Source organism: Pseudomonas sp. A25(2017) (genome assembly GCF_002001065.1).
In the GTDB taxonomy this organism is placed as follows: domain Bacteria; phylum Pseudomonadota; class Gammaproteobacteria; order Pseudomonadales; family Pseudomonadaceae; genus Aquipseudomonas; species Aquipseudomonas kilonensis.
Map to the genome: position 1 here is coordinate 1 of NZ_MUOA01000104.1, position 20,514 is coordinate 20,514.

15 protein-coding genes and 1 riboswitch are annotated in these 20,514 nt (G+C 60.3%); of the genes, 2 read left to right on the top strand and 13 right to left on the bottom strand.

All coding sequences use genetic code 11. The features are described from left to right. Positions 1-71 precede the first annotated feature (71 nt). A complete protein-coding gene (locus B0E42_RS25625; protein WP_218191462.1) occupies positions 72-3,518 on the top strand; it encodes an RHS repeat-associated core domain-containing protein in 3,447 nt (1,148 codons plus the stop codon). A 169-nt stretch (positions 3,519-3,687) separates the two neighbouring features. On the opposite strand, the gene B0E42_RS25630 is transcribed toward B0E42_RS25625, so the two are convergent. From B0E42_RS25630 to cobO, 13 genes are all read right to left on the bottom strand, one after another. Continuing rightward, positions 3,688-5,190 (bottom strand): hypothetical protein, encoded by a 1,503-nt coding sequence (locus B0E42_RS25630; RefSeq protein WP_077508198.1) that lies wholly within the window; start codon positions 5,188-5,190, stop codon positions 3,688-3,690. Between the two features lie 101 nt (positions 5,191-5,291). Continuing rightward, on the bottom strand, positions 5,292-7,505 hold the full coding sequence (locus B0E42_RS25635; RefSeq protein ID WP_053181066.1) for an autotransporter outer membrane beta-barrel domain-containing protein: 2,214 nt from the start codon (positions 7,503-7,505) through the stop codon (positions 5,292-5,294). 242 nt (positions 7,506-7,747) lie between these two features. Beyond that, on the bottom strand, positions 7,748-9,826 hold the full coding sequence (locus tag B0E42_RS25640; protein ID WP_077508200.1) for a hypothetical protein: 2,079 nt from the start codon (positions 9,824-9,826) through the stop codon (positions 7,748-7,750). Between the two features lie 153 nt (positions 9,827-9,979). Beyond that, positions 9,980-10,711, bottom strand: coding sequence for an adenosylcobinamide-GDP ribazoletransferase (locus B0E42_RS25645; protein ID WP_018606797.1), 732 nt, complete (start codon positions 10,709-10,711; stop codon positions 9,980-9,982). Between the two features lie 2 nt (positions 10,712-10,713). Next, positions 10,714-11,289 (bottom strand): alpha-ribazole phosphatase family protein, encoded by a 576-nt coding sequence (gene cobC / locus B0E42_RS25650; protein ID WP_077508203.1) that lies wholly within the window; start codon positions 11,287-11,289, stop codon positions 10,714-10,716. Next, positions 11,286-12,341 carry a nicotinate-nucleotide--dimethylbenzimidazole phosphoribosyltransferase gene (cobT, locus tag B0E42_RS25655; RefSeq protein ID WP_077508206.1) on the bottom strand — a complete coding sequence of 352 codons (1,056 nt, stop codon included), beginning with the start codon at positions 12,339-12,341 and terminating at the stop codon, positions 11,286-11,288. The genes cobC and cobT overlap by 4 nt, the downstream gene beginning before the upstream one ends. After that, positions 12,338-12,859, bottom strand: coding sequence for a bifunctional adenosylcobinamide kinase/adenosylcobinamide-phosphate guanylyltransferase (gene cobU / locus B0E42_RS25660; protein ID WP_053181081.1), 522 nt, complete (start codon positions 12,857-12,859; stop codon positions 12,338-12,340). The genes cobT and cobU overlap by 4 nt, the downstream gene beginning before the upstream one ends. A 151-nt stretch (positions 12,860-13,010) precedes the next feature. Then, complete coding sequence (locus tag B0E42_RS25665) at positions 13,011-14,462, bottom strand: cobyric acid synthase (protein WP_018612429.1); 1,452 nt, start codon at positions 14,460-14,462, stop codon at positions 13,011-13,013. Beyond that, positions 14,459-15,451 carry a threonine-phosphate decarboxylase CobD gene (gene cobD / locus B0E42_RS25670; protein ID WP_077508209.1) on the bottom strand — a complete coding sequence of 331 codons (993 nt, stop codon included), beginning with the start codon at positions 15,449-15,451 and terminating at the stop codon, positions 14,459-14,461. The genes B0E42_RS25665 and cobD overlap by 4 nt, the downstream gene beginning before the upstream one ends. Further along, positions 15,444-16,352 carry an adenosylcobinamide-phosphate synthase CbiB gene (gene cbiB, locus B0E42_RS25675; protein WP_077508212.1) on the bottom strand — a complete coding sequence of 303 codons (909 nt, stop codon included), beginning with the start codon at positions 16,350-16,352 and terminating at the stop codon, positions 15,444-15,446. Before cbiB ends, cobD begins: the two co-directional genes overlap by 8 nt. Next, the gene (bluB, locus tag B0E42_RS25680) at positions 16,349-16,999 is read right to left on the bottom strand and encodes a 5,6-dimethylbenzimidazole synthase (RefSeq protein WP_018612435.1); all 651 of its coding nucleotides are present in this window, start codon (positions 16,997-16,999) and stop codon (positions 16,349-16,351) included. Before bluB ends, cbiB begins: the two co-directional genes overlap by 4 nt. Beyond that, positions 16,996-18,393 (bottom strand): cobyrinate a,c-diamide synthase, encoded by a 1,398-nt coding sequence (locus B0E42_RS25685; RefSeq protein WP_371915907.1) that lies wholly within the window; start codon positions 18,391-18,393, stop codon positions 16,996-16,998. Before B0E42_RS25685 ends, bluB begins: the two co-directional genes overlap by 4 nt. An 11-nt stretch (positions 18,394-18,404) precedes the next feature. Beyond that, positions 18,405-19,031 carry a cob(I)yrinic acid a,c-diamide adenosyltransferase gene (gene cobO / locus B0E42_RS25690; RefSeq protein ID WP_371915906.1) on the bottom strand — a complete coding sequence of 209 codons (627 nt, stop codon included), beginning with the start codon at positions 19,029-19,031 and terminating at the stop codon, positions 18,405-18,407. 79 nt (positions 19,032-19,110) lie between these two features. Then, a riboswitch (cobalamin riboswitch) is annotated at positions 19,111-19,478 on the bottom strand. Positions 19,479-19,632: 154 nt separating this feature from the next. Here cobO and B0E42_RS25695 point away from each other — a divergent pair. Further along, a complete protein-coding gene (locus B0E42_RS25695) occupies positions 19,633-20,217 on the top strand; it encodes a hypothetical protein (RefSeq protein WP_018612440.1) in 585 nt (194 codons plus the stop codon). The last annotated feature ends 297 nt before the right edge of the window (positions 20,218-20,514 follow it).

The window sequence follows — 20,514 nt, forward strand, 5'->3', positions numbered from 1 at the left end:
CGCTGCGCACCCGTCTGCGCTACAGCGCGCACAAGCCGCTGAACGGCAGCGGGGTGGACGATTGGCTGGCGATGGACAGCGAAACCCTGATGCAGGTGGAGGGCGCCAACGAAACCACCTTGCAGCAAACCTTGCGCAGTTACCATGAACTGACCGGCGATCCATTCTTGCATAGCCGCCTGGCCAGCCAGCAAACCTTGCTCAATGGCACCACCAGTACGACCTTGTATGAGTACGACAAGGGCCCCAGCGCGCTGGCCGGTGAAACCGTGTTGGAAACACGCGAGTTACTTACTGGTTTTGACGGCATCGAAAAAACGATGTCCCAGGAAAATTCGCTGATCACCGGCGAAGCGGTGCTGACCACCGACATCGATGGCGTGGAACTGCTTCGCCAGTTCGATGTTCTGGGTCGAGTCACCAAGGAAATCGTCTCACCTAAATCGCCCGACGTTCGAGCCGAACGCGTTTATCGCTATACCTTGATCAGTACAGACGGGCAATACGCTTCAGAGAGCGTGACGGGGGTCAGCGGCGTAACGACCCACACCCGCTTCGATGGTATGGGACGAGTGGTTTATCGAGAGAGGGTCGAGAAGGCAAAGGCGCCGCGCCAGGTCTACGCGGCCAGTTACGACAAACTGGACAACCTGATCGAAGAGATCCGCTACGACTGGCTGGAAGATAAATCCATGCCCTTGCGCCAGCGCTTTGAATACGACGCCTGGGGTATCGCCCATCGCACGACAATGCCCGATGGCGTTGTGAGCCGTTACCTCTGGTCGCCTTTCGGCAGCAAAGGGCCGGTCGAGCACCAATGGCGGGAAACCCCGGAGACTGAAACGACAACACTTATCAGCGGCCTGACCGTGGGCAAGTACAACGATTTCGGCAAGCTTGACCGCTTCGAACGATTGGACGCACAGCCCTTGATCGATCTGTGTCACCAACAACCCGAACGCCCGGTCGCAGAGCATCTGCGCCACCTGCTTGAAACGACAGGGCTGCCGACCGTTGGCGCGGTTGAATACACCTACGACGGCAAGAACAACTGTGTACAACAAATAGAATTGTATGACGGGCAGGAACGCAAGACGCGTTTTGCCTATGACCCGTGGGATCGAGTGAAAGCCACCACCCTGCCCGACAACACGGTCGCCAGCCGGGAATTTGCCGCGCACAGTTTAGGTGAACAAACCACCAGCATGAGCGTGAAACCCAGCGCCAAGCCGTCGATCACTGTCGGTCATCAGTCATTCGACAGCCTTCAGCGCATGACCGAACGGCGTGTCGGTTCGATGGTCAATCCGCGAATCGAGGAGTTCAAATACACCGGCAGCCAGATGCAACCCAGCCAGCGGATCACCCCGGCCAAAGAAGTTTTTGATTACGAATATAAACCCGAATTGACCCTGCAGCCTTTAGCGATCACCACGTCCAAAGATGAATCGACGACATACGTGTATGACCTCAAGACCGGTGCAATAACCAGTGCGCAAAATAATCAAGGTCAGCGTGAATATCGATATGCCGATACCGGTAAGCTGGAGTACGAAAGTTGGACCGACATCGACGGCAAAAAGATGGAGACCAGCTACCAGACTTCCCGTCAGGGTCGACAAATCAGTCGGAGCCATACCGACGGCCTGGATACCGTTTATACCTATGACGATTGCGGACGGGCCAAAACAGTCGTCCAAGGCGCGCTCAGTGCCGACTTCGACTACGACACACTCGGCCAACTGTTCCGCACCACGACACGCAGCCCGACGTCGACATTGGTTGCCGAGGTCAAATACGACCCGCAGGGCCGGGAGGTCGAGCGGACACTGACCCTCAATGGTCAAGCCCCACGGGGCATTACTCAAATCTGGCAAGGCGACAACCAACTCAAGAGCCGACACGTGTTCCTGAACGAGGAGAGCTTTCTCGATGAGGCGTTTGTGTATGACTCGCGCAACCGACTCGTTCATCACACCTGCACGGGCAGCGCCCTGCCCAAGGACGCCTACGGCAATAGCATCCTCAGCCAGTTATTCAGGTTCGATGAGCTGGATAATATCGTGCGAGTCACCACTCAATTCGATGGCGGTCTCAGCGACATTGCCGTATTCACCTATGATCCCGACGATCCTTTTCAATTGAAAAAGATTACCCATACCTATACGGCCGGCGGCTATCCAGCGCTGCTTGAGTTCGAGTACGACGCCAATGGCCATATGCTCAATGACGAACTCAATCGACGCTTGATCTACGACGATCATGGCCGCCTGGTTGCGGTAAAGGATGCGCAAGAGCAGCTTGTCGTGAGCTATCGCTACGACGGGCATAACCACTTGGTGGGCGTTCGTCAAGGCAACGAGCCGGAAACACTACGCTTCTATCAGGGCTACAACCTGAGCCACACGCTGCACAATGGCATAGGCACGCAGTATTTGTTCCATGAAGAACGCCCTTTGGGGCAGCAGCAAATCGACGACCATGAGCAGACCCTCTTGCTGATGACAGACGCCAGCCCCAGCGTCATAGGAGAATGCGTGCAATCGGACGTGCACGCAGTAGCCTACAGCGCCTACGGTATTCGTAGCAGCGAGGAAGCCTTGCAGAGCTTAATCGCGTTCAACAGCGAGGTGTGCGAGAACACGAGCCACTGGTATCTGCTGGGCCGTGGCTACCGGGTGTACAACCCTAACCTGATGCGCTTTCATAGTCCGGATTCGTATAGCCCGTTCGGCTCGGGCGGGGTCAACCCCTATGCGTATTGCCTGGGCAATCCGATTACGTTCCGTGACCCGACCGGACATCGGGCCAACTATCGTCGGCCGGATAACCCTGGGTATATCGACCCCATCCCCGAAGAGAAACAGAAAACATCTATATGGGGAAAAATAGTGAGTTACGTTTTTGCAGCGGTTGCACTGGTTGGCGCGATCGCTTCAGCCGTTGCAACTGGGGGGGCGACGCTGGCACTTGTCGGTTTAGCAGTAGTAGCTGTAGGCGTAGGACTGACCGTGTATGGAACTGAAACAAACAATGAAGCAGTTATGTCAATTGGCATGATACTAACAGCTGTCGGCGGACTCATAAGTGCCGGTTCATTTTTCGGTCGCAATCCAGGATCTAAAGCGCCGCCCGCTTCCAGCACCCCCAGGGGCAGCACTGCTGTATATCCAAATGCCCCGAGGAGTAGAACCACTAGCATTAACCCCGGAAATCAACCTGGTACTGGTGATGAGGCAGGTTCATACTCAAACCTACGAACTGAGCGCTCAAATCGCTCTCTCTATTTCGAACAAACTGAGACCATTAATACATCAAATAATAAAGTGCGAACACCACCGCCGGACTATAGCGACGACGAACAACCGAATTTAAATAGACAGATATTTAATAATACAGCTAATGCCCCCTCCCAACCTACGCCATTCAGCTCAGCGTTACTTGAGTCCAATCAAAGTTATCGGGATTTTCTGGAACGAGAGAACAAAAAACAGCTACTTGAAAAGTATATATTATAAAACTAGCAACAAACGCTTAAATACCAACTCCTGCAAACCAAGTATGTGATCGCTACCAGATCGCATACTTGGCCTTCTTCCTTGATCAATTAAAATATAAAATCACCCCACACCTAGCGCAGTGCTCCACTATTGAAAAGTGTAGGATAAACCTATGGCAGCCAGCTTTTCACTCGACCAACGTCAATTGCAACAAAGGGAAATTAGGCGACGACAAAGGCGGCCAAGTTTGCCCGCCATCAAAACTGACATAGGCTTTGCCCGTCAATGGCGCATTACGTCGTAGCGTATTCAAAAACGCCTTGGACACCCTGACCTCAGTACCAAAACCAATGCCGGCAAAAGTCTCCTGCTCAGTGACCGCACGCTTGTTCACGGCCGGGAATACCCAGTCCTGGCCTGAAGAAGAGTTGACACCAGTCATCGTGATCATGACCCAATGATCGGTTGTGATGAGCGGCCATTTTTTCAGCGTCAGTCGTGCGCCCTCCGGTGCCACCGAGTTATAGCTCAGATATCCGCCGGAAAGGCCCTCGCACTGGACGGCTTCGAGCCGGTAACTTGGGAGGGTTAGTACCTGGAGCCGACGTGGGACAGAAAGATGCTCCTGATCCATCGCATCGATGACACCATAGGAGACCGGCAACACCCTGCCGATTTGAGCCGCCAAGTACTGCATTTCCACCCGAAAACGACGTGAGCCTGAACTGATGGGCTGTTCGACCCGAGTAGCGCCCAGGGTGCCAGGCTCCCCCCATTGCACCCAAACCTTCTCTTCCGGGTAGATAACGGCGGTGTCCGGCACTTGCACAATAACAACGCCGCCAGCAGGCACCAACGGATCCAACGTTTGTAGCTCCCCCGTCCCAACCGCGCCGTCAATAGAGGACCAAGGCAAATCACGGGGAATCGGCGTGGCATCGACATCCAATACAACCGCCACAGACCTAGGGCTGACATTACCCGCGCGGTCCTGCACCTCATACCACACATACCGGGACCCATCGCCCCTGTCCTGTATTAAATCAGCGCTGATCGTAACCACGACGGGATCAGAAAAATTCTGGTCATCAAGTTCGATGACACCGCCTTCATCCTGGGTGCCCGGTGTAGATCCCCAGTACCAGGTGATCCGATCCCAGGGTCGGGGGTCCGTGTATCCCGGGAGATTGGCCTTGACCTCATCATTGTTCTGCTCAAGGTAGCGGGCAGTGAGTTTATTGGGCGGAAGGACTTCGGGAGGGAAAACCAGCTTGCTGTCAGCAGCAAGGACAGGCGGCGTCGTATCGAGGGTAATCTCCAACTCGGCAGAGTCATCAGACTCATTGTTATAAGCCGTCGCCCTGTAGTGCAACCGATGAAGCCCGTCATTACCACGCAGTAGTCTTTGGGGCAACGTCACATATCGGTCTGACGGCTCTATGAAAGCGTTCCAAGTTCGGCGATCTACCCAATTCGGGGCACCGTCAAGGAACAGCTCAACCGACTCCTCACCCAACGTCGGATCAGAATTGTCCCATAACACGAACCAAACCTTTAGATCATCATGCGTGGCGGCTTCGGGAAGCAGATTGATTTCACCGCCCGGAATGTTATCTAACAGTTCATCTATGCGGGGTGGAAGTAATTCTCTAGGGTTATCGGAAGACGACTTATCTGCTGACTCGCTCATGAACAAGACTCCTCAAAGAAGCACGAGGACAATGGCCGCAGCCGTTATCCTCGCATCGTGTAAAGAACATTGAACGTGCCGTGCAGCGTCAGCCCATTGAATTACCAGAGATAGCGCACGCCCACGTTGGCCCCCCACGGTTGCTCGATCTTATTGCCGTTGCTGTAATCGAAATCGGCGTGGACCGACACTTTGTCAGTCAACGTCATCGCCACACCCGCACCCAGCTCACCGCGCGAACCGGAGAGGTCATTGCTGAACTTGTTATCGTTGACCTGCACGTCGTTGTTATTGGCGAACTCGTGCACATACGCGGCACGCAGGTACGGCTGCAGCACGTTGCCTTCACCCAGGTCAAAGTTGCGCCCGACCGTCGCACCGACCTTGCCCAGCAACGAGTGCGTGCGGTCGCCTTCGGCGGACAAGCCATTATCCAGGCGATAGTCCTTGCCCTCGATGATCACGCCCGAAAGCTGTGTATAAGGTTCGACGAAGTAGTCGTCTTCCAACTTGATATGACGACCGAACTCCAGGGAGCCACCGACGCCGTGGCTGTCGTAGCTGCCCTTGGCCTTTTTGCCATCGCTCAGGCGGACGTCGGATTCGTTCTGGAAGCGGTTGAACTTGAGCACACCGTCGAAGTAATAGCCGCTTTCCTCGTCCAGCCACGTGGTGTAGGCACCAAGGTAGAAACTGTCGATTTCACCGGTGGTACCGCGACTCAAATCCAGGTCGGACTTGCTGTAGCCACCCATCACCCCCACCAGCCACTGCCCGTCACCGACCGGCAACGGCGCATCGGCACCCAACGACAAGCCCTGCTGGGTTTGCTTATAAGCCACGCCAGAACTGGCGCTGACATCGAACTTGTTACCATAAGCACGCATCCAACCACCGGCCTTGCCTTGGTCCCGGCGCACTTCGCCCATGCGGCTGCGCAAGGTGCTGAGTTCGCCGTACCAGACCGTGGGTGCGGCATTGAACAGTGCCATCACCGATTGGGTACCGGGGCTGATGATTTTCGAAGCGGTGTTCAGGTACCAATCATTGTCGCCTTGCTTGATCAGGTTGTAGGAGTAGGCCCCCAAGTCCACCTCACCACCCACCAGGGAAAACTGGGCATCGCCACCGCCGATGTGAACCACCGGGATGGAAGCGGCGGCGCCGGGTTCCGAGCCACTGCTGTCGAGCGCCACCAGGTGATTGCCGGTGGCTGTCCCGGTCACCGTCAAGGTGTCGACCTGGCCAGTGCTGAAGTTGGTGTGCATGAAGAAGGTGCCGTTGCCCGACAGCTCGCCCACCGTCAACTTGTAGAACTCGCCCGGATTGCCGAACTGGATGCCACCGCCGTTCATGGAGAGCTTTTCGATCTCGCCATCGCCGACCATGATCCAGCGGGCTTCGTTGTTGATCGCCAGGCTCTCGACGTTTTCCAGGCGACCGGTGAGCGTGGCGAAGTTATCGAACACCACGTTGGCGCTGCTGCCATCTTCCACGATGATGTCGCCGACCAGTTGACTGTTATCGGCGCTGAAATTCGCCGAAGAGCCATTGACGACTTCCAGCAGCGTACCGTTACCGCCCACCAGGGTAGAGCCGTTGTTGACCTGGATATTCACCCGTTCGTCGTTGGTCTGGGTCTGGCCGTCGACGATGATCGCCGAGCCGGCCAGCCCTTCGACACGGGAATTGTCCAGGATCAACGCGTTGTCGGCGGACAGGTTGAGGTCGGCGAACAGGTACACACCGTTGAGCCCACCGATGATGGTGCTGTCGGTGGCGGAGATCTTGCCGCCGAAGCTACGCACGCCAATGCCATCGGCGTTGCTGCCAGTTACGGTGGAACCGGCCTCGAGTATCAATTGGCTGCGAGCACTGAGGGTTGCCCCCACTCGTCCACCGATGATCTCACTGTCGCTGACCACCGCGGTAGATCCGCCGCCGGCTGATGTTGCCAGTTGCAGCCCGGTGTTGCTGCTGACGACTTTGCTGCCATTGGCGATGGTCGCGTGACTGCCGGCTAGATCGACTCCGTTGGCATTGCCTTGGGCGGTGACCTGGGTATCACTCAGATCGATCGTCGACCCGCCGGACGCACGGATCTGGTAAGTCGTGGCGCCGTTGGCCGTCAGCTTGCTTTCGGTCTCCACCAGATAATCGTCGGGCGTGGTGGCGGCGTCGATGGTCTTGGACGCACCATTTTCGATGAGTGTCTGCGCCAGACCGGTGGGGCTGAGCAACAACAATGGCGCGAGGGTCACGAGTTTGAGAAAACGCGCAAGCGGTGTGATGGAGAATGAGTGGCTAACGGGCATGGATAACTCCTGGATAAACAAGCTGTCTGGCAACCGTCGAGCCTGGCGTTTACCGTCTGGGTCCGAACGATCAAAAGGCGGCAATCCTAAGCACTCGCTTCCTGGATATATGTAGGATTTATCCTTGTGTTTGTGAGACTTTTCTTCTTACTTCCGTAAGGAATGTCAATGTAGGCGCCTTTCCTACAGGTCCGCACAGCAGGCATGCCCGGGCAACAGGGGCCCGGGTGCCAGCTTCGAGGTTAAGGCCTTGGGATCTCGCACGGATCATTCGGTCGGTGGAAGGCTGTGCGGGTTGTCAACGGCGTCGATTCAAGCGTCTCCGAGCCGTCATCGTGGAAATACTGGATCTTCGCCCGGCCCCTGCGATTCGATGCGGCGTTCTCGTCATAAAGCGGCAGGATATGGGTCGTGTAAGGTTCCACCCGAATGGTGAAGCCGGTGAGAGGTGTACCGGCATCGCCCAACTTATAGGTGCCCCTGAATATCGCGGCGGCGATGGGATCTTCAGCTGCGCTGAGATCATCCCCTCTCATGGGGGTGAACACCAATTCAATTTCATCACCATCCTCAAGCACTCCGGTTAGGTCAGGGATGGCGACCTGGAGCGCGCCATCGGCATCAAGCACCGAGCAGCCTGGATAACCGGTCGGGTTAGGGATGGTGGGAAAACTCGCAGGTGGCAGCTCAACCGCAATGGCATTGACATCGACCAGGGTTGGCGTGGATTCGAGATCATTCTCAATGCCTGGCGCGCTCAATTGATAGTGCACCGGCACGGCCTGGCCATTGCCACCGTCCTTGATGTAGTTCCAAGGGATGTCGACGGTTTGATCCTGGCCAGGTACGTGATCAGGATCTGTATCATCGAAGGTGATCCGGGCCTCAACGACACACGTGCCATTCCAGAAAAAATCGATGACATGCCCGTTAACCGCCTCGGCGTACCAGGTAAAGGTGAATTTCGCGTCCTCGTCCTTGTCGGCCCGCGTCAACTCGTTGGTCCGGCTATCATCCCAATTCTTGACTACGCCTACCGTCAAGCTTGGATGCACCGGATCCGGCCAATCGGGAGATGGCCAGGGAACCCAGGGGATCGGCACCTCGAAATTGACCTCGATATCGGTGTTTTCAGGTCCGAATAGCCGACCTTTACGCACGACGTGATAACTGACGTTGGTCGTCTTGTTGCCAGTGGTGTTTTGACCGTATTCCTCAAGCATGAGGAGTTTCGGTTCCACCGGAACCACGATCTTGTCCGATGGGGTAGGCCCCACAGGATAGTCATCCAGCGGCGTATCTCCCCACTTCAATCGAATGTAGTCATTGCCCTTGGGATTGTCATACAGGGGAATCCACACGCTCACCCCCGACAAAGCATCCTCAACCACCAAAGGGCCCGGATCTGCCTGGGGGACTTCCGGATCTTTTAGATTGGTCGGTAGCGGCCCGAAGGTGAGGCTTATTTTCTGCCAAAGCGACAGAGCGCTGGGATTGGTCGCCTTGTCGATCAGGACGTAGATGAACACGCATTCGGCATCGCCAAACGCACGAATACGATCGCCGTCGATTTCGATCGGAGTGTCTGAGGTGCCCGGGGGGGGAACATCGTTGAAGAAAATCGGGGAGAGTCCATTCAGGTCCTCGGGAATGTCGGCGGCATCCACCAGGTAAACGGCGATTTTATCCGTCGCTTGCCAATCAGCGTAACCAGGAATTGTGGCAGTCAATTTGCTGCCAGGCGCCAGGTTTGTGTCGTCGAGGTACACCTCCGAAAACTTCAACGCCTCTGGCGGGTCGTGTCTATAAGGTGGCTCTTGATCGCAAATGAGCGGAGTGATCGGAGATTCATCTGCATCTGTTGCGTTATAGGGGTAATGGTCATATCTCACGCGGCATGGAGAGCTTTGCGGAAGGTCACGGGCCTCAATGAGCATTGGGTAGGGGAAGGTCTCTGGAAAGTCAGCCCCCCCCAAAGGTATTTCAAATTCATGTTCTGCCACAACCTCAAAACGGCCATTGCCGCTACGATCGAACATTACCTGGATCTTCTCCGGTGCGCCCGGGGGTGGCAGGTTATCCCACTTGGGAATCTCTACACTCAATCCGCTCTTCAGACTGGGGCCGTTGAGCAGACCAGTGTTGATGTCTACCATAGGATTCTTAATGATTATGAATTTGTCGCCCAACTTCGACTGATGCTCGGTACGCATCCGAAGATAAGCGCTGTTCGCCTCACGCCGCTGCTGTTTGATATCCGCATTCGCCATGCTATCGCTCTCCCATTGATAACGTTCAGCCGCTGAGACGCCAACGGCCATCCAATTTTTCTGGCAGATCGATAACACCGGACACGACACAACGCTTCCCATCGCTCTGCGCGGCAGCTGAGGCCTTGAGCGAATTAAGCACGCGTTTTCAATGACGCGATACTGTCAGAGTTGACAGGTCGCCGGGACAAGATCAGGACAAACTCAGCGCAACACCACCCCCACCAACATCGCCATCTCAAGCAATTCCAGCAACGCCCCGGCGGTATCCCCGGTGCAGCCCCCTAGCCTGCGCAGCATCATCTGGCGCAAGCCGATAAAGACCGCCGAGGCGGCCAACAGGGCAACGACGCCTGCCCAACCCGCCACCAGCAAGACCCCCAGCGCGCACACCCACAACACCTGCCAACCCGCACGGCGGGGCAGATGATCGGCGAGGGCCTGGCCCAGGCCGCCGGCACGCACGTACGGCGTGGTCAGGAACAGGCCAAGCAACGCGGCACGCCCCAGCACCGGCACGACGATCAAGGTCAACGTCTGTCCCTGCTCGATCAACGCCAGCAGCGCGGTGAATTTGAGCAGCAGCACCAGCACCAGGGTGATCACCGCGATCGGCCCACTGCGCGGGTCTTTCATGATCAGCAACGTACGCTCGCGGTCGCCGAAACCGCCCAGCCAGGCATCGGCGCTGTCGGCCAGGCCATCGAGGTGCAGGCCGCCGCTGAGCAACACCCACGCGCTCAGCAACAGCGCGGCGTGCAGCAGCAATGGCGTGTCCAGCAGCAGTGCATTGAACAGCCACAGCAAAACACCGAACAACAGCCCCACCACCGGATAGAACAACAGCGAACGGCCCAGCTGTTCAGGCTCGGGCATGCCAGGCAGGCGCACCGGCAGGCTGCTGAGAAATTGCAGGGCGATCCAGAAGGGCAACATCGTCAATCCGCCTCTTTGAGCACGGGCCCTGCCGACACCGCCAGGGAAAACAGCGCGCCATGGCCGACTTCGACATTGAGCAATTGCTCCCGAGGCAGGCCTCGGGCCTGGGCCAGCAGCAGGCGCATCACGCCGCCATGGCTGACCAGCAAGACCCGCTGACCGGCATAGGCCACGTGCAGGCGTTCGACCGCTGCCAGGACGCGGCTGGAAAACGCCAGCACCGGCTCGCCTTCGGGGGGCGTGAAGGCATAGGGATCGGCCCAGAACTGGCCCAGTGCCTCGGCGTCGGTGTCCATCAGCGCTGCTGCGCTACGGCCTTCCCAGGCGCCGAAATGCAGCTCTTGCAGGTCTTTGTCCAGTTGCACCGGCACGCCGAGTCGGGCACCCAGTTGCTCGGCAAAGCGGGCGCAACGCTGCAACGGCGAACTCACCAGGCGATCCCAGGGGCCTCCTTGCTCGACAGCCGCGTGCATCTGATCCCAGCCCCTGGCCGTCAAGGCATCGTCGAGGCTGCCGCGCAAGCCGCCGCCCAGTTCGGTTTCGCCGTGACGCAGCAGGTCCAGGCGCAAGGTCATGCCGGACGATCCGCCACGGCCGCTTCGGCAAACGTCGCCATTTGCCCATGAAGGTCACAGGCCAGGCGCAACAGCGGCACTGCCAACGCCGCGCCACTGCCCTCGCCCAGGCGCAGACCGAGGTCCAGTAGCGGTTCGGCGCCGAGGGTTTCCAGCACGTGGCGATGGCCCGGCTCGGCGCCGCGATGGCCGAACAGCAACCATGGCCGGCACGCGGGATTGATCCGCACCGCCACCAGGGCCGCAACGCTGCAGATGAAGCCATCCACCAACACCGCGACGCCCTGCTGGGCGCAGGCCAGGTACGCACCGACCAACGCGGCGATTTCAAAACCGCCGAGGTTGAACAGGGTCTGCAACGGGTCGTGGCCCTGGGCCGCGTGCAGCGCCAGGGCCCGTTCGATCACCTGGGCCTTGCGGCTGACACCCGCCGCGTCCAACCCGGTACCCGGCCCGACCAGATGCGCCACCGGGCATTCGAGCAAGGCGCAGGCCAGGGCGCTGGCGGCCGTGGTGTTGCCGATGCCCATCTCGCCGCCGATAAACAAGTGCGTCCCGGCGGCGACGGCACGCAGCACACTGTCGCGCCCAGCTTGCAGGGCCTGCTCGCCCTGGCTCACGGTCATTGCCGGGCCCTGGACAAAATTCGCCGTGCCCGGCCCGACGTTCAGGTGCCGCACACCGGGCAGGTCCAGCGAAGGCGTGACGGTGCCCAGGTCGACCACTTCCAGCGACGCGCCCAGTTGCCGCGCCAGGACGCTGATGGCCGCGCCACCGCTGACGAAGTTGAGCAGCATCTGCCCGGTGACTTCCTGGGGATAGGCCGATACGCCTTCGGCGACCACACCATGGTCACCGGCAAAAATCGCGATCCATAGCTGATCGAGGCTCGGTTTGACCTGCCCTTGCAGACCGGCCAGTTGCACCGCCACCGACTCCAGACGGCCCAGGGAACCCGCCGGCTTGGTCAGTTGTTGCTGACGGGCCGTGGCCTGCTCCAGGGCCTGGCTATCGACGGGCTTGCACGGGTCCAGCCACCAGCAGTGATTCATAACGCAGTACCTTTGAGAGTCAGGGGCAGGCCGGCGACGGTCAGCACGACGCGCTGACAACGTTCGGCCAAGGCTTGATGCAGCCAACCGGCTTCATCGACGTAACGGCGCGTCAGCTCGCCCAGCGGCACGACACCCATGCCGGTCTCGTTGCTGACAAAAATGATGTCCCCGGGCAACGCGGCCAGGCAGTCCAGCAGCGCTTCGCGCTCGGCGTTCAGTGGCTCGGGGTCGTCGAGCATCAACAGGTTGGTCAGCCACAGGGTCAGGCAATCCACCAACAGGCATTGCCCGGGGGCGGCGTTTTCCCGCAGCACCCGCGCCAGGGCCAGGGGTTCTTCCACTAGCGCCCATTCGGTCGGGCGCCGCGCGCGGTGTTGCGCGACGCGCGCGGTCATCTCGCCATCCAGGGGTTGGCTGGTGGCGATGTAGGTCACTGGCAATTGGGTGTCTGTGGCGAGTTTTTCCGCCAGGCGACTCTTGCCGGAGCGGGCGCCGCCGAGGATCAGTTGCAGCATGGGTCATTACCTTTTATTTGGCGGTGTGGCGACTGGCCTCTTCGCGAGCAAGCTCGCTCCCACAGTTGATCCAGGGTGTACATGAATTCGGTGATCATCAGAGATCCAATGTGGGAGCGAGCCTGCTCGCGATGAGGCCGGTACAGCCACCTCAAATCCCACAGAGTTCACGCAACAACCGAGTATCCAAATGCTGTTCCACCAGATCCGCCAACCGCTCGATGTCCCGCTCGCGCAACCCGTGGTAATCCACCGCCTGCACATCCTGCAACCCGGCCCAGCGCAACAACGCGCTACTGGCCGCCGGCGATTCAAAGAGCCCATGCAGGTAAGTGCCGAACACCTGCCCGTCGAGACTCTGGGCGCCGTCGCAACGGCCATCCTCCAGATGCACCGCGGGGTTTTCCAGGGCCGAGCCAGTGGTCACGCCCGCGTGGATCTCGTAGCCGCTGACCTCAGCCTCTTCCAAGGCCAGTCGCCCGCGCACATTGCGCAATTGCTTCTCGTGTTCCAGCGTCGTTTCGAAATCCAGCAGGCCCAGCCCGGCACTGGAACCGGCCGCGCCTTCGAGGCCCAACGGGTCGTGGACCTGCTGGCCGAGCATCTGCAAACCGCCGCAGATGCCCAGCAGCTTGCCACCGTAGCGCAGGTGACGATTGATCGCCGCTGCCCAACCGTTGGCGCGCAAGTAGGCCAGGTCGCTGCGCACGCTTTTCGAACCGGGCAGGATGATCAGGTCGGCCGCCGGGATGGGCTGGCCGGGGCCGATGAATTGCAAGTCGACCTGCGGGTGCAGGCGTAGTGGATCGAAATCGGTGTGGTTGCTGATGCGCGGCAACACCGGCACCACCACCTTGAGCACCTGTTCAGCCTTGTCGGTTTGGCGCTGGTCGAGGCCGTCCTCGGCTTCCAGGTGCAGGTCCATCACGTACGGCAACACCCCGATCACCGGTTTGCCGGTGCGCGCTTCCAGCCAGTCCAGGCCCGGTTGCAGCAAGGCGATGTCACCGCGAAAACGGTTGATGATGAAGCCCTTGACCCGCGCCTGCTCGCTGGGCGACAGCAGCTCCAAAGTACCGACCAGATGAGCGAACACCCCGCCACGATTGATATCGGCGATCAGCAGCACCGGGCAATCCACCGCCTCGGCAAAGCCCATGTTGGCAATGTCACCGGCACGCAGGTTGATCTCGGCCGGCGAGCCGGCGCCCTCCACCATCACCACCGGATACGCCGCGCTCAAGCGCGCGTGGGAGGCCAGCACGGCTTGCATCGCGATGGCTTTGTAATCGTGATAGGCCACGGCATTCATGGTGGTCACGGCACGGCCATGGATGATCACCTGGGCGCCAGTGTCGCTGTTGGGCTTGAGTAGCACCGGGTTCATGTCGGTGTGCGGTTCCAGCCCCGCCGCCTGGGCCTGCACCGCCTGGGCGCGACCGATTTCGCCGCCGTCGGCCGTCACGGCGCTGTTGAGGGCCATGTTCTGCGGCTTGAACGGCACCACGCTTACACCCTGGCGTCGGACCCAGCGGCATAAAGCCGTGACCAAGGTACTTTTGCCGGCATCGGACGTGGTGCCCTGCACCATCACTGTGGTCATCGGGTGTCCTTGGCGTAGGCCTCTAAGGCCTGTTCGAGGCGCAGGAATTCGCTGTCATCGGCCGGCAGCCCGAAGCGCAGGCTGCTGGTGTTGGTAAACAAGCGCAGGAGAATGCCGCGATGGGCCATGAAATCATGAAGCCCCAGGGCGTGTTCGGTGACCAGCCATTGGAACAACCCGCAGCCGCCCTGCGGCTTGAAGCCGTGGCGTTCGAGCATCAGCGCCAGGCGTTGGCTGGTGGCTTCGCAGCGTTGGCGCTGGTATGCGTGGGCATCAGTGTCCAGCAGGCACGCCTGGCCCAGCACCCGGGTCGGCCCGCTGACGACCCACGGCCCGACCTGTTCGGCGAGCAACTTGAGCAAGCGACGCTCGGCCAATACAAACCCCAGGCGAACCCCGGCCAGGCCAAAGAACTTGCCGAACGAGCGCAGCACGATCAACCCGACCAGATGGGTGTGCGCCGCCAGGCTCAGCGCCGGCATGACGTCCATGAAGGCCTCATCCACCACCAGCCAACCACCGCGCTGGGCCAGGCGCGCATGCCAGTCCAGCAAGCGCTCGGGCGCCAGGCTCAGGCCCGTGGGATTGTTCGGATTGACCACCACCAGCACGTCGAGGCTGTCGAGAAAGAAATCCACCTCCGACTCCAGCACTTCGCGCACGATGTAGCCGCTGCGGCGCCAGGCTTCGGCGTGCTCGGCATAACACGGCGACAAGACACCGACCTTGCCGGCCCGGCGCAGGCGCGGCAACAGCTGGATGGCCATCTGCGAACCGGCCACCGGTAGCACATTCAGCGCGCCGTAATAATCGCAGGCGGCCTGTTCCAAGCCGTCATCGGTTTCCGGTAAACGCGCCCAGGCCCGCAGGGGAATCGCCGGGACGTCGAACGGCCAGGGCGCCAGACCGCTGGACAAGTCGAGCCAATCCGCTTCGGCAATGCCGTATTGCCGGGTTGCGTTGCGCAAACGGCCACCGTGCTCAAGCATAAAACTCAGCTCCCAGGCAGAGAATCAGCAGCCATAACCATACGCCGCGCTGGACCAATTGCCAGCCGCGATCAATGGCGTCGGCACTCGCCGGCACGCCTTCGCCCAGCGCTGGACGTTGATGCAGCTCGCCGTGATAAACCGCCGCCCCGCCCAGCTCGACACCCAGCGCTCCGGCACCGGCGGCCATCACTGGTCCGGCGTTGGGGCTGTCCCAGGTCGGCCCCTGGGTGCGCCAGCACTTGAGCGCCAGGCGGGTTTTGCCGAGCAGCGCGTAGGTCAATGCCACCAGGCGCGCCGGAATATAGTTGAGCACATCGTCGATTTTTGCCGCCGCCCAGCCGAAGCGCTCGAAGCGTTCGTTGCGATAACCCCACATGGCATCGAGGGTATTGCTCAGGCGATACAACACCACACCGGGGGCACCGGCCACGGCGAACCAGAACAACGCGGCGAACACCGCGTCGCTGCCATTTTCCAGCACCGATTCGGTGGCGGCGCGGGCCACGGCGGTTTCGTCCAGTTCAGCCGTTTCGCGGCTGACCAGATAACCGACACGCTTGCGCGCCTCGTCCAGATCACCGCTGCGCAACGCCCGCGCCACCGGCTCGACATGTTCACCGAGGCTGCGCAGGCCGAGGGCACAGTACAAGGCGAGGATCTCCACCAGCCAGCCCACCATCGGCGCCCACGAAAGGGCCGTGGCGAGCAAGGTCAACGGCACCACGGCGATGATCCACGCCGTCACCCCATGGCTGCGCCAACCACGTCCGCCGGAATTGAAGCGCTGTTCGATGCGATCGGCAAAGCCGCCGAACGCCACCAGCGGATGCCAGCGCCGGGGCTCGCCCAGCAAAGCATCCAGCGCCACTGCGGCAGCACTGAGCAACGCCACACTCATGGGCTCACTCCCCAATGGTTTTCATACAGCAGTTCATTGAGCGGACGCGGTTGCGCCCACCCTTCCAGGGCGAGCATCGGCGCCGGGTAAAAACCCTCGACCGGGCCCAGGCAGAGGATCGCCAGCGGCTTGGCCCCAGCGGGCAAGCCCAACAGGTCGGCCAGGGCCTGGGGTTCGAACAACGACACCCAGCCCATCCCCAGCCCTTCGGCACGGGAGGCCAGCCACAGGTTCTGGATCGCGCAGGACAGCGAGGCCAGGTCCATTTCCGGCAAGGTCCGCCGACCGAAAATGTGCCGCTCGCGATCCTCCATCAACGCCGCCACCAGCACTTCGGCGCAGTCGTCGATCCCTTCGACCTTGAGCTTCATGAATTCATCGCTGCGCTCACCCAGGGCCTCGGCGGTGCGAATGCGTTCCTGCTCCACCAATTCGCGGATCTGTCCACGCAAGGCGCGGTCACTGATGCGGATGAAGCGCCACGGTTGCATGAGGCCGACGCTGGGGGCCTGGTGCGCGGCTTCCAGCAAGCGGCGCAGCAAGGCCGGCTCAACCGTGCCACCGCTGAAGTGGCGCATGTCGCGGCGTTCGGCGATGGCGCGGTAGATGGCGTCGCGTTCGGCCTGGGAGAAAGCGGTGTCGGTCATGGCCTCTTCGCGAGCAAGCTCGCTCCCACATTGGCTAGCGTTGCACTTGAGATCACGGGGTCCCCTGTGGGAGCGAGCCTACTCGCGATAGCGGTCTCAGGATCAGGCGCAAACAACGCAGCAATCGCCTTGGGATTGGACGGGAAATAAAAATGAACATAGGAAGCCGTCATCCGCCCCTGCCGGAACACCGCTTCCGCCCCACGCCCGCCATTGGGGCTATGGCCACGGGCAATCGGTTCAAGCTCGGTGCTGGTCAGCGAATGATGATAGGTATGCCCACGCAAGGTGCCTTCCGGCAAATCCACCGCTTGCAGCGCCAGGGCTGCCAGGCGTTTTTGCATCTGCGCATCACCGGCCAGCAAACCCAGCAGTTCGGCGCGCACGCCTTCGACGTCGGTCAATGAATCGAGCAGATACAACATGCCGCCGCATTCGGCGAGCAACGGTTTGTCGGCGGCCTGGTGAGCACGGATCGCTGCCAGCATCGGCGCGTTCCCAGCCAAGGCAACGTGGTGCAGTTCCGGATAACCGCCAGGCAAATAAAGGCTGTCCGCCTCGGGCAGTTCGCTGTCATGTATCGGCGAAAAGAAACACAACTGCGCGCCCATGGCCCGCAGCAGATCAAGGCTGGCGCCATAGGTGAAGGCAAACGCTTCGTCACGGGCCACGGCGATGCGCACCCCGGCGAGCCACGGCTCAACAGCGATCACCTCAGGCGCGGCGAACTCCACCGCTGGCGGCAGCGCCACTTCGCAACTGCCGGCCAGGGCCTCGGCGGCCGCGTCGAGGCGCGCGTCCAAGTCGTTCAACTCGCTGGCCTGGACCAACCCGAGATGACGACTGGGCAATTCGATGCCGGTTTCCCGGGACAGCGCGCCGTACCAGCGCAGGCCTTCGGTCAGGCTGCCTTCAAGCAATTGCGCGTGGCGCAAGGTGCCGACCCGGTTGGCCAAGACCCCGGCGAATGGCAGGTCCGGTTGATAACGGGCCAGGCCCAGGGCCAGGGCGCCGAAAGTCTGGGCCATGGCCGTGCCATCGATCACCGCCAACACCGGCACGCCAAAATGCCGCGCCAGGTCGGCGCTCGACGGGGTGCCGTCGAACAGCCCCATGACCCCTTCGATCAGAATCAGGTCCGCTTCAGCAGCGGCTTCCCACAACAGCCGGCGACTTTCCTGCTCACCGACCATCCACATGTCCAATTGATAGACCGGCGCGCCACTGGCCCGCTCCAGGATCATCGGGTCGAGAAAATCCGGGCCGCATTTGAATACACGCACCTTGCGTCCCTGGTTGCGATGCAACCGGGCCAGCGCCGCAGTGACGGTGGTCTTGCCTTGGCCCGAGGCCGGCGCTGCGATCAGCACCGCCGGACAGTGGCGGCGGGTCATGACGGGTTCGCTCACAGTTCGACGCCTTTCTGCGCCTTGATACCCGCTTGGAACGCGTGCTTGATCATGCCCATTTCAGTCACGGTGTCGGCCAGCTCGATCATCTCGGGCTTGGCCCCACGACCGGTCACCACCACATGCTGCATCGGTGGGCGGGCCTGCAGATCGCTCAGCACCTGATCGAGGTCGAGGTAACCGTGCTTGAGGGCTATGTTCAACTCGTCGAGCACCACCAGGCCGATGGACGGATCGCTGAGCAACTGGCGCGATACCGCCCAGGCGGCTTCGGCGGCGGCGATATCGCGCTGGCGATCCTGGGTTTCCCAGGTGAAGCCTTCGCCCATGACGTGAAAGCGCACCTGCTCCGGGAAGCGGCGCAAGAACAGCTCTTCACCGGTGCTGTTGCGCCCCTTGATGAACTGCACCACGCCGCACTGCATGCCGTGCCCCATGGACCGCGCAAGCATGCCGAACGCCGAGCTGCTCTTGCCCTTGCCATTGCCCGTCAGCACCAGCAACAAGCCGCATTCATTCGGCGAGTTGGCAATGCGCTCGTCGATCACGGCTTTCTTGCGCAGCATGCGCGCCAGGTGGCGTTCGTCGCGATCGGACGTGTCGGTGATGAGGGAGTCGGTCATGGGAAGCCTCCGTTTGGGATTGGATAACGGCGGGCGGGCACACAAAAAGACGGCAACAAGCCTGGCATCGCCCACCGTGATGCCGTTGGATGAATCAGGCCGGTCTCCGGGCTCATGAGCGGCGTGGTGCCTGGCTGCGCGCCTTCCCATGTCTGCGACACAGTGGTGAGTGGCCTGTGTGGCGAGTTCTGTCAGTCAACTTCGGCGTCAGAAGTCCATATCCTGCGTTGCTGCTCCTCGCCATAGCGGGCTATGACTCGTCGCAGCGCCTTGGCTATGGACTTCTGACATCCGAATTTGAACTGACGAACTCACCACACAGGCCACAAGCGCAGCGTTGACTCATTTACCGTTGCGGGGGCAGCGCCGGGTTCGTGTGCACTCACCGGCTTCCCTGTTTCACTCTGTCGACCACAGCCACAGAGCACCTGAAACAAGCGGCGAAGGTTAGAGGGTTGGGGGTGGAGCGTCAATTAAAGCCGCCTGTCGGGGCGATCATTGGCGCCGATCAATAAAATGACGCCAATCTTGTGGGATTCTGCGGCAAGTGATATCAAAGCGACATTACGACCCGATATCACAAGAACAAGAGGGCAAAAGCATGCAAGGCATGATCATCAGCAATCCAAAATTGGAATTCCTGCGCCCGGCGCTGGAACGCTGGTTTGACTGTATCGACCGCTACAACGCGGTGCGTGGCGATAACGACACACCTTATTGGTTCGATGAAAAAGCCAACCTCGGCTTGCTGTCGGCCGCAGCCTGGATGGCTGAGATGGTCACGCTGCAGAACGCCCCGACCCGCAAGCAGAATGAAGAAGGCGAACGCAACGTCAGCGCCGATCTGTTCATCGCCAGCACCGAGGAGCGCGCCTTCATCCAGGCCACCCAGCGCTGGCCCAAGGTCAGCAACCTGAACCTGACCCAGCCGCTGCTGGAAGCCACCAGCGATGCCAAGCGCATCAGCTACGCCAGCGACCTGAAGCTGGGCTGCCTGTTCGTCTCGCCGCAAAAAGCCCAGCAAAGCGCCACACCCGAAGAATTGCAGGACATGATCGACGACCTGCAGAAGGAAAACACCTGCGCCGTGGCCTGGTACTTCCCTTACGCCTACCGCAAGTTGCGCAACGAAGCCGGGCATTACCACCCTGGCATTGCGGTGCTGTTCAAGCAGGCTCATGGTTGATTCGTTCAGCAGGGAACGGTGAGAGATCTGGTGTGGGAGCGAGCTTGCTCGCGATAACGGTGTGCCAGTCAACATCAACGCTGGCTGATGCACCGCCATCGCGAGCAAGCTCGCTTGTATGGTAGGACTTGAAGGGAGGAGGAGGGACAAAGCTCGATTCTGACTGTTCGCGCAGTACAGACCGTGGGAGATTTCACCCCTCCTCCTTTCACCCAAGCGCCGATAAAGAATGCATCTGGCCTAGACCGACGATAGGAACAAGCCTGCGCCTCTGGGTGAACCCTTCAAGTGTTCAAA

What these genes read in the sequence shown, in the direction of transcription:
- B0E42_RS25625 (WP_218191462.1), top strand. Translation starts at nt 72, where the DNA reads ATGGACAGCGAAACCCTGATGCAGGTGGAGGGCGCCAACGAAACCACC.
- B0E42_RS25630 (WP_077508198.1), bottom strand. Translation starts at nt 5,190, where the DNA reads ATGAGCGAGTCAGCAGATAAGTCGTCTTCCGATAACCCTAGAGAATTA.
- B0E42_RS25635 (WP_053181066.1), bottom strand. Translation starts at nt 7,505, where the DNA reads ATGCCCGTTAGCCACTCATTCTCCATCACACCGCTTGCGCGTTTTCTC.
- B0E42_RS25640 (WP_077508200.1), bottom strand. Translation starts at nt 9,826, where the DNA reads ATGGCCGTTGGCGTCTCAGCGGCTGAACGTTATCAATGGGAGAGCGAT.
- B0E42_RS25645 (WP_018606797.1), bottom strand. Translation starts at nt 10,711, where the DNA reads ATGTTGCCCTTCTGGATCGCCCTGCAATTTCTCAGCAGCCTGCCGGTG.
- cobC (WP_077508203.1), bottom strand. Translation starts at nt 11,289, where the DNA reads ATGACCTTGCGCCTGGACCTGCTGCGTCACGGCGAAACCGAACTGGGC.
- cobT (WP_077508206.1), bottom strand. Translation starts at nt 12,341, where the DNA reads ATGAATCACTGCTGGTGGCTGGACCCGTGCAAGCCCGTCGATAGCCAG.
- cobU (WP_053181081.1), bottom strand. Translation starts at nt 12,859, where the DNA reads ATGCTGCAACTGATCCTCGGCGGCGCCCGCTCCGGCAAGAGTCGCCTG.
- B0E42_RS25665 (WP_018612429.1), bottom strand. Translation starts at nt 14,462, where the DNA reads ATGACCACAGTGATGGTGCAGGGCACCACGTCCGATGCCGGCAAAAGT.
- cobD (WP_077508209.1), bottom strand. Translation starts at nt 15,451, where the DNA reads ATGCTTGAGCACGGTGGCCGTTTGCGCAACGCAACCCGGCAATACGGC.
- cbiB (WP_077508212.1), bottom strand. Translation starts at nt 16,352, where the DNA reads ATGAGTGTGGCGTTGCTCAGTGCTGCCGCAGTGGCGCTGGATGCTTTG.
- bluB (WP_018612435.1), bottom strand. Translation starts at nt 16,999, where the DNA reads ATGACCGACACCGCTTTCTCCCAGGCCGAACGCGACGCCATCTACCGC.
- B0E42_RS25685 (WP_371915907.1), bottom strand. Translation starts at nt 18,393, where the DNA reads ATGACCCGCCGCCACTGTCCGGCGGTGCTGATCGCAGCGCCGGCCTCG.
- cobO (WP_371915906.1), bottom strand. Translation starts at nt 19,031, where the DNA reads ATGACCGACTCCCTCATCACCGACACGTCCGATCGCGACGAACGCCAC.
- B0E42_RS25695 (WP_018612440.1), top strand. Translation starts at nt 19,633, where the DNA reads ATGCAAGGCATGATCATCAGCAATCCAAAATTGGAATTCCTGCGCCCG.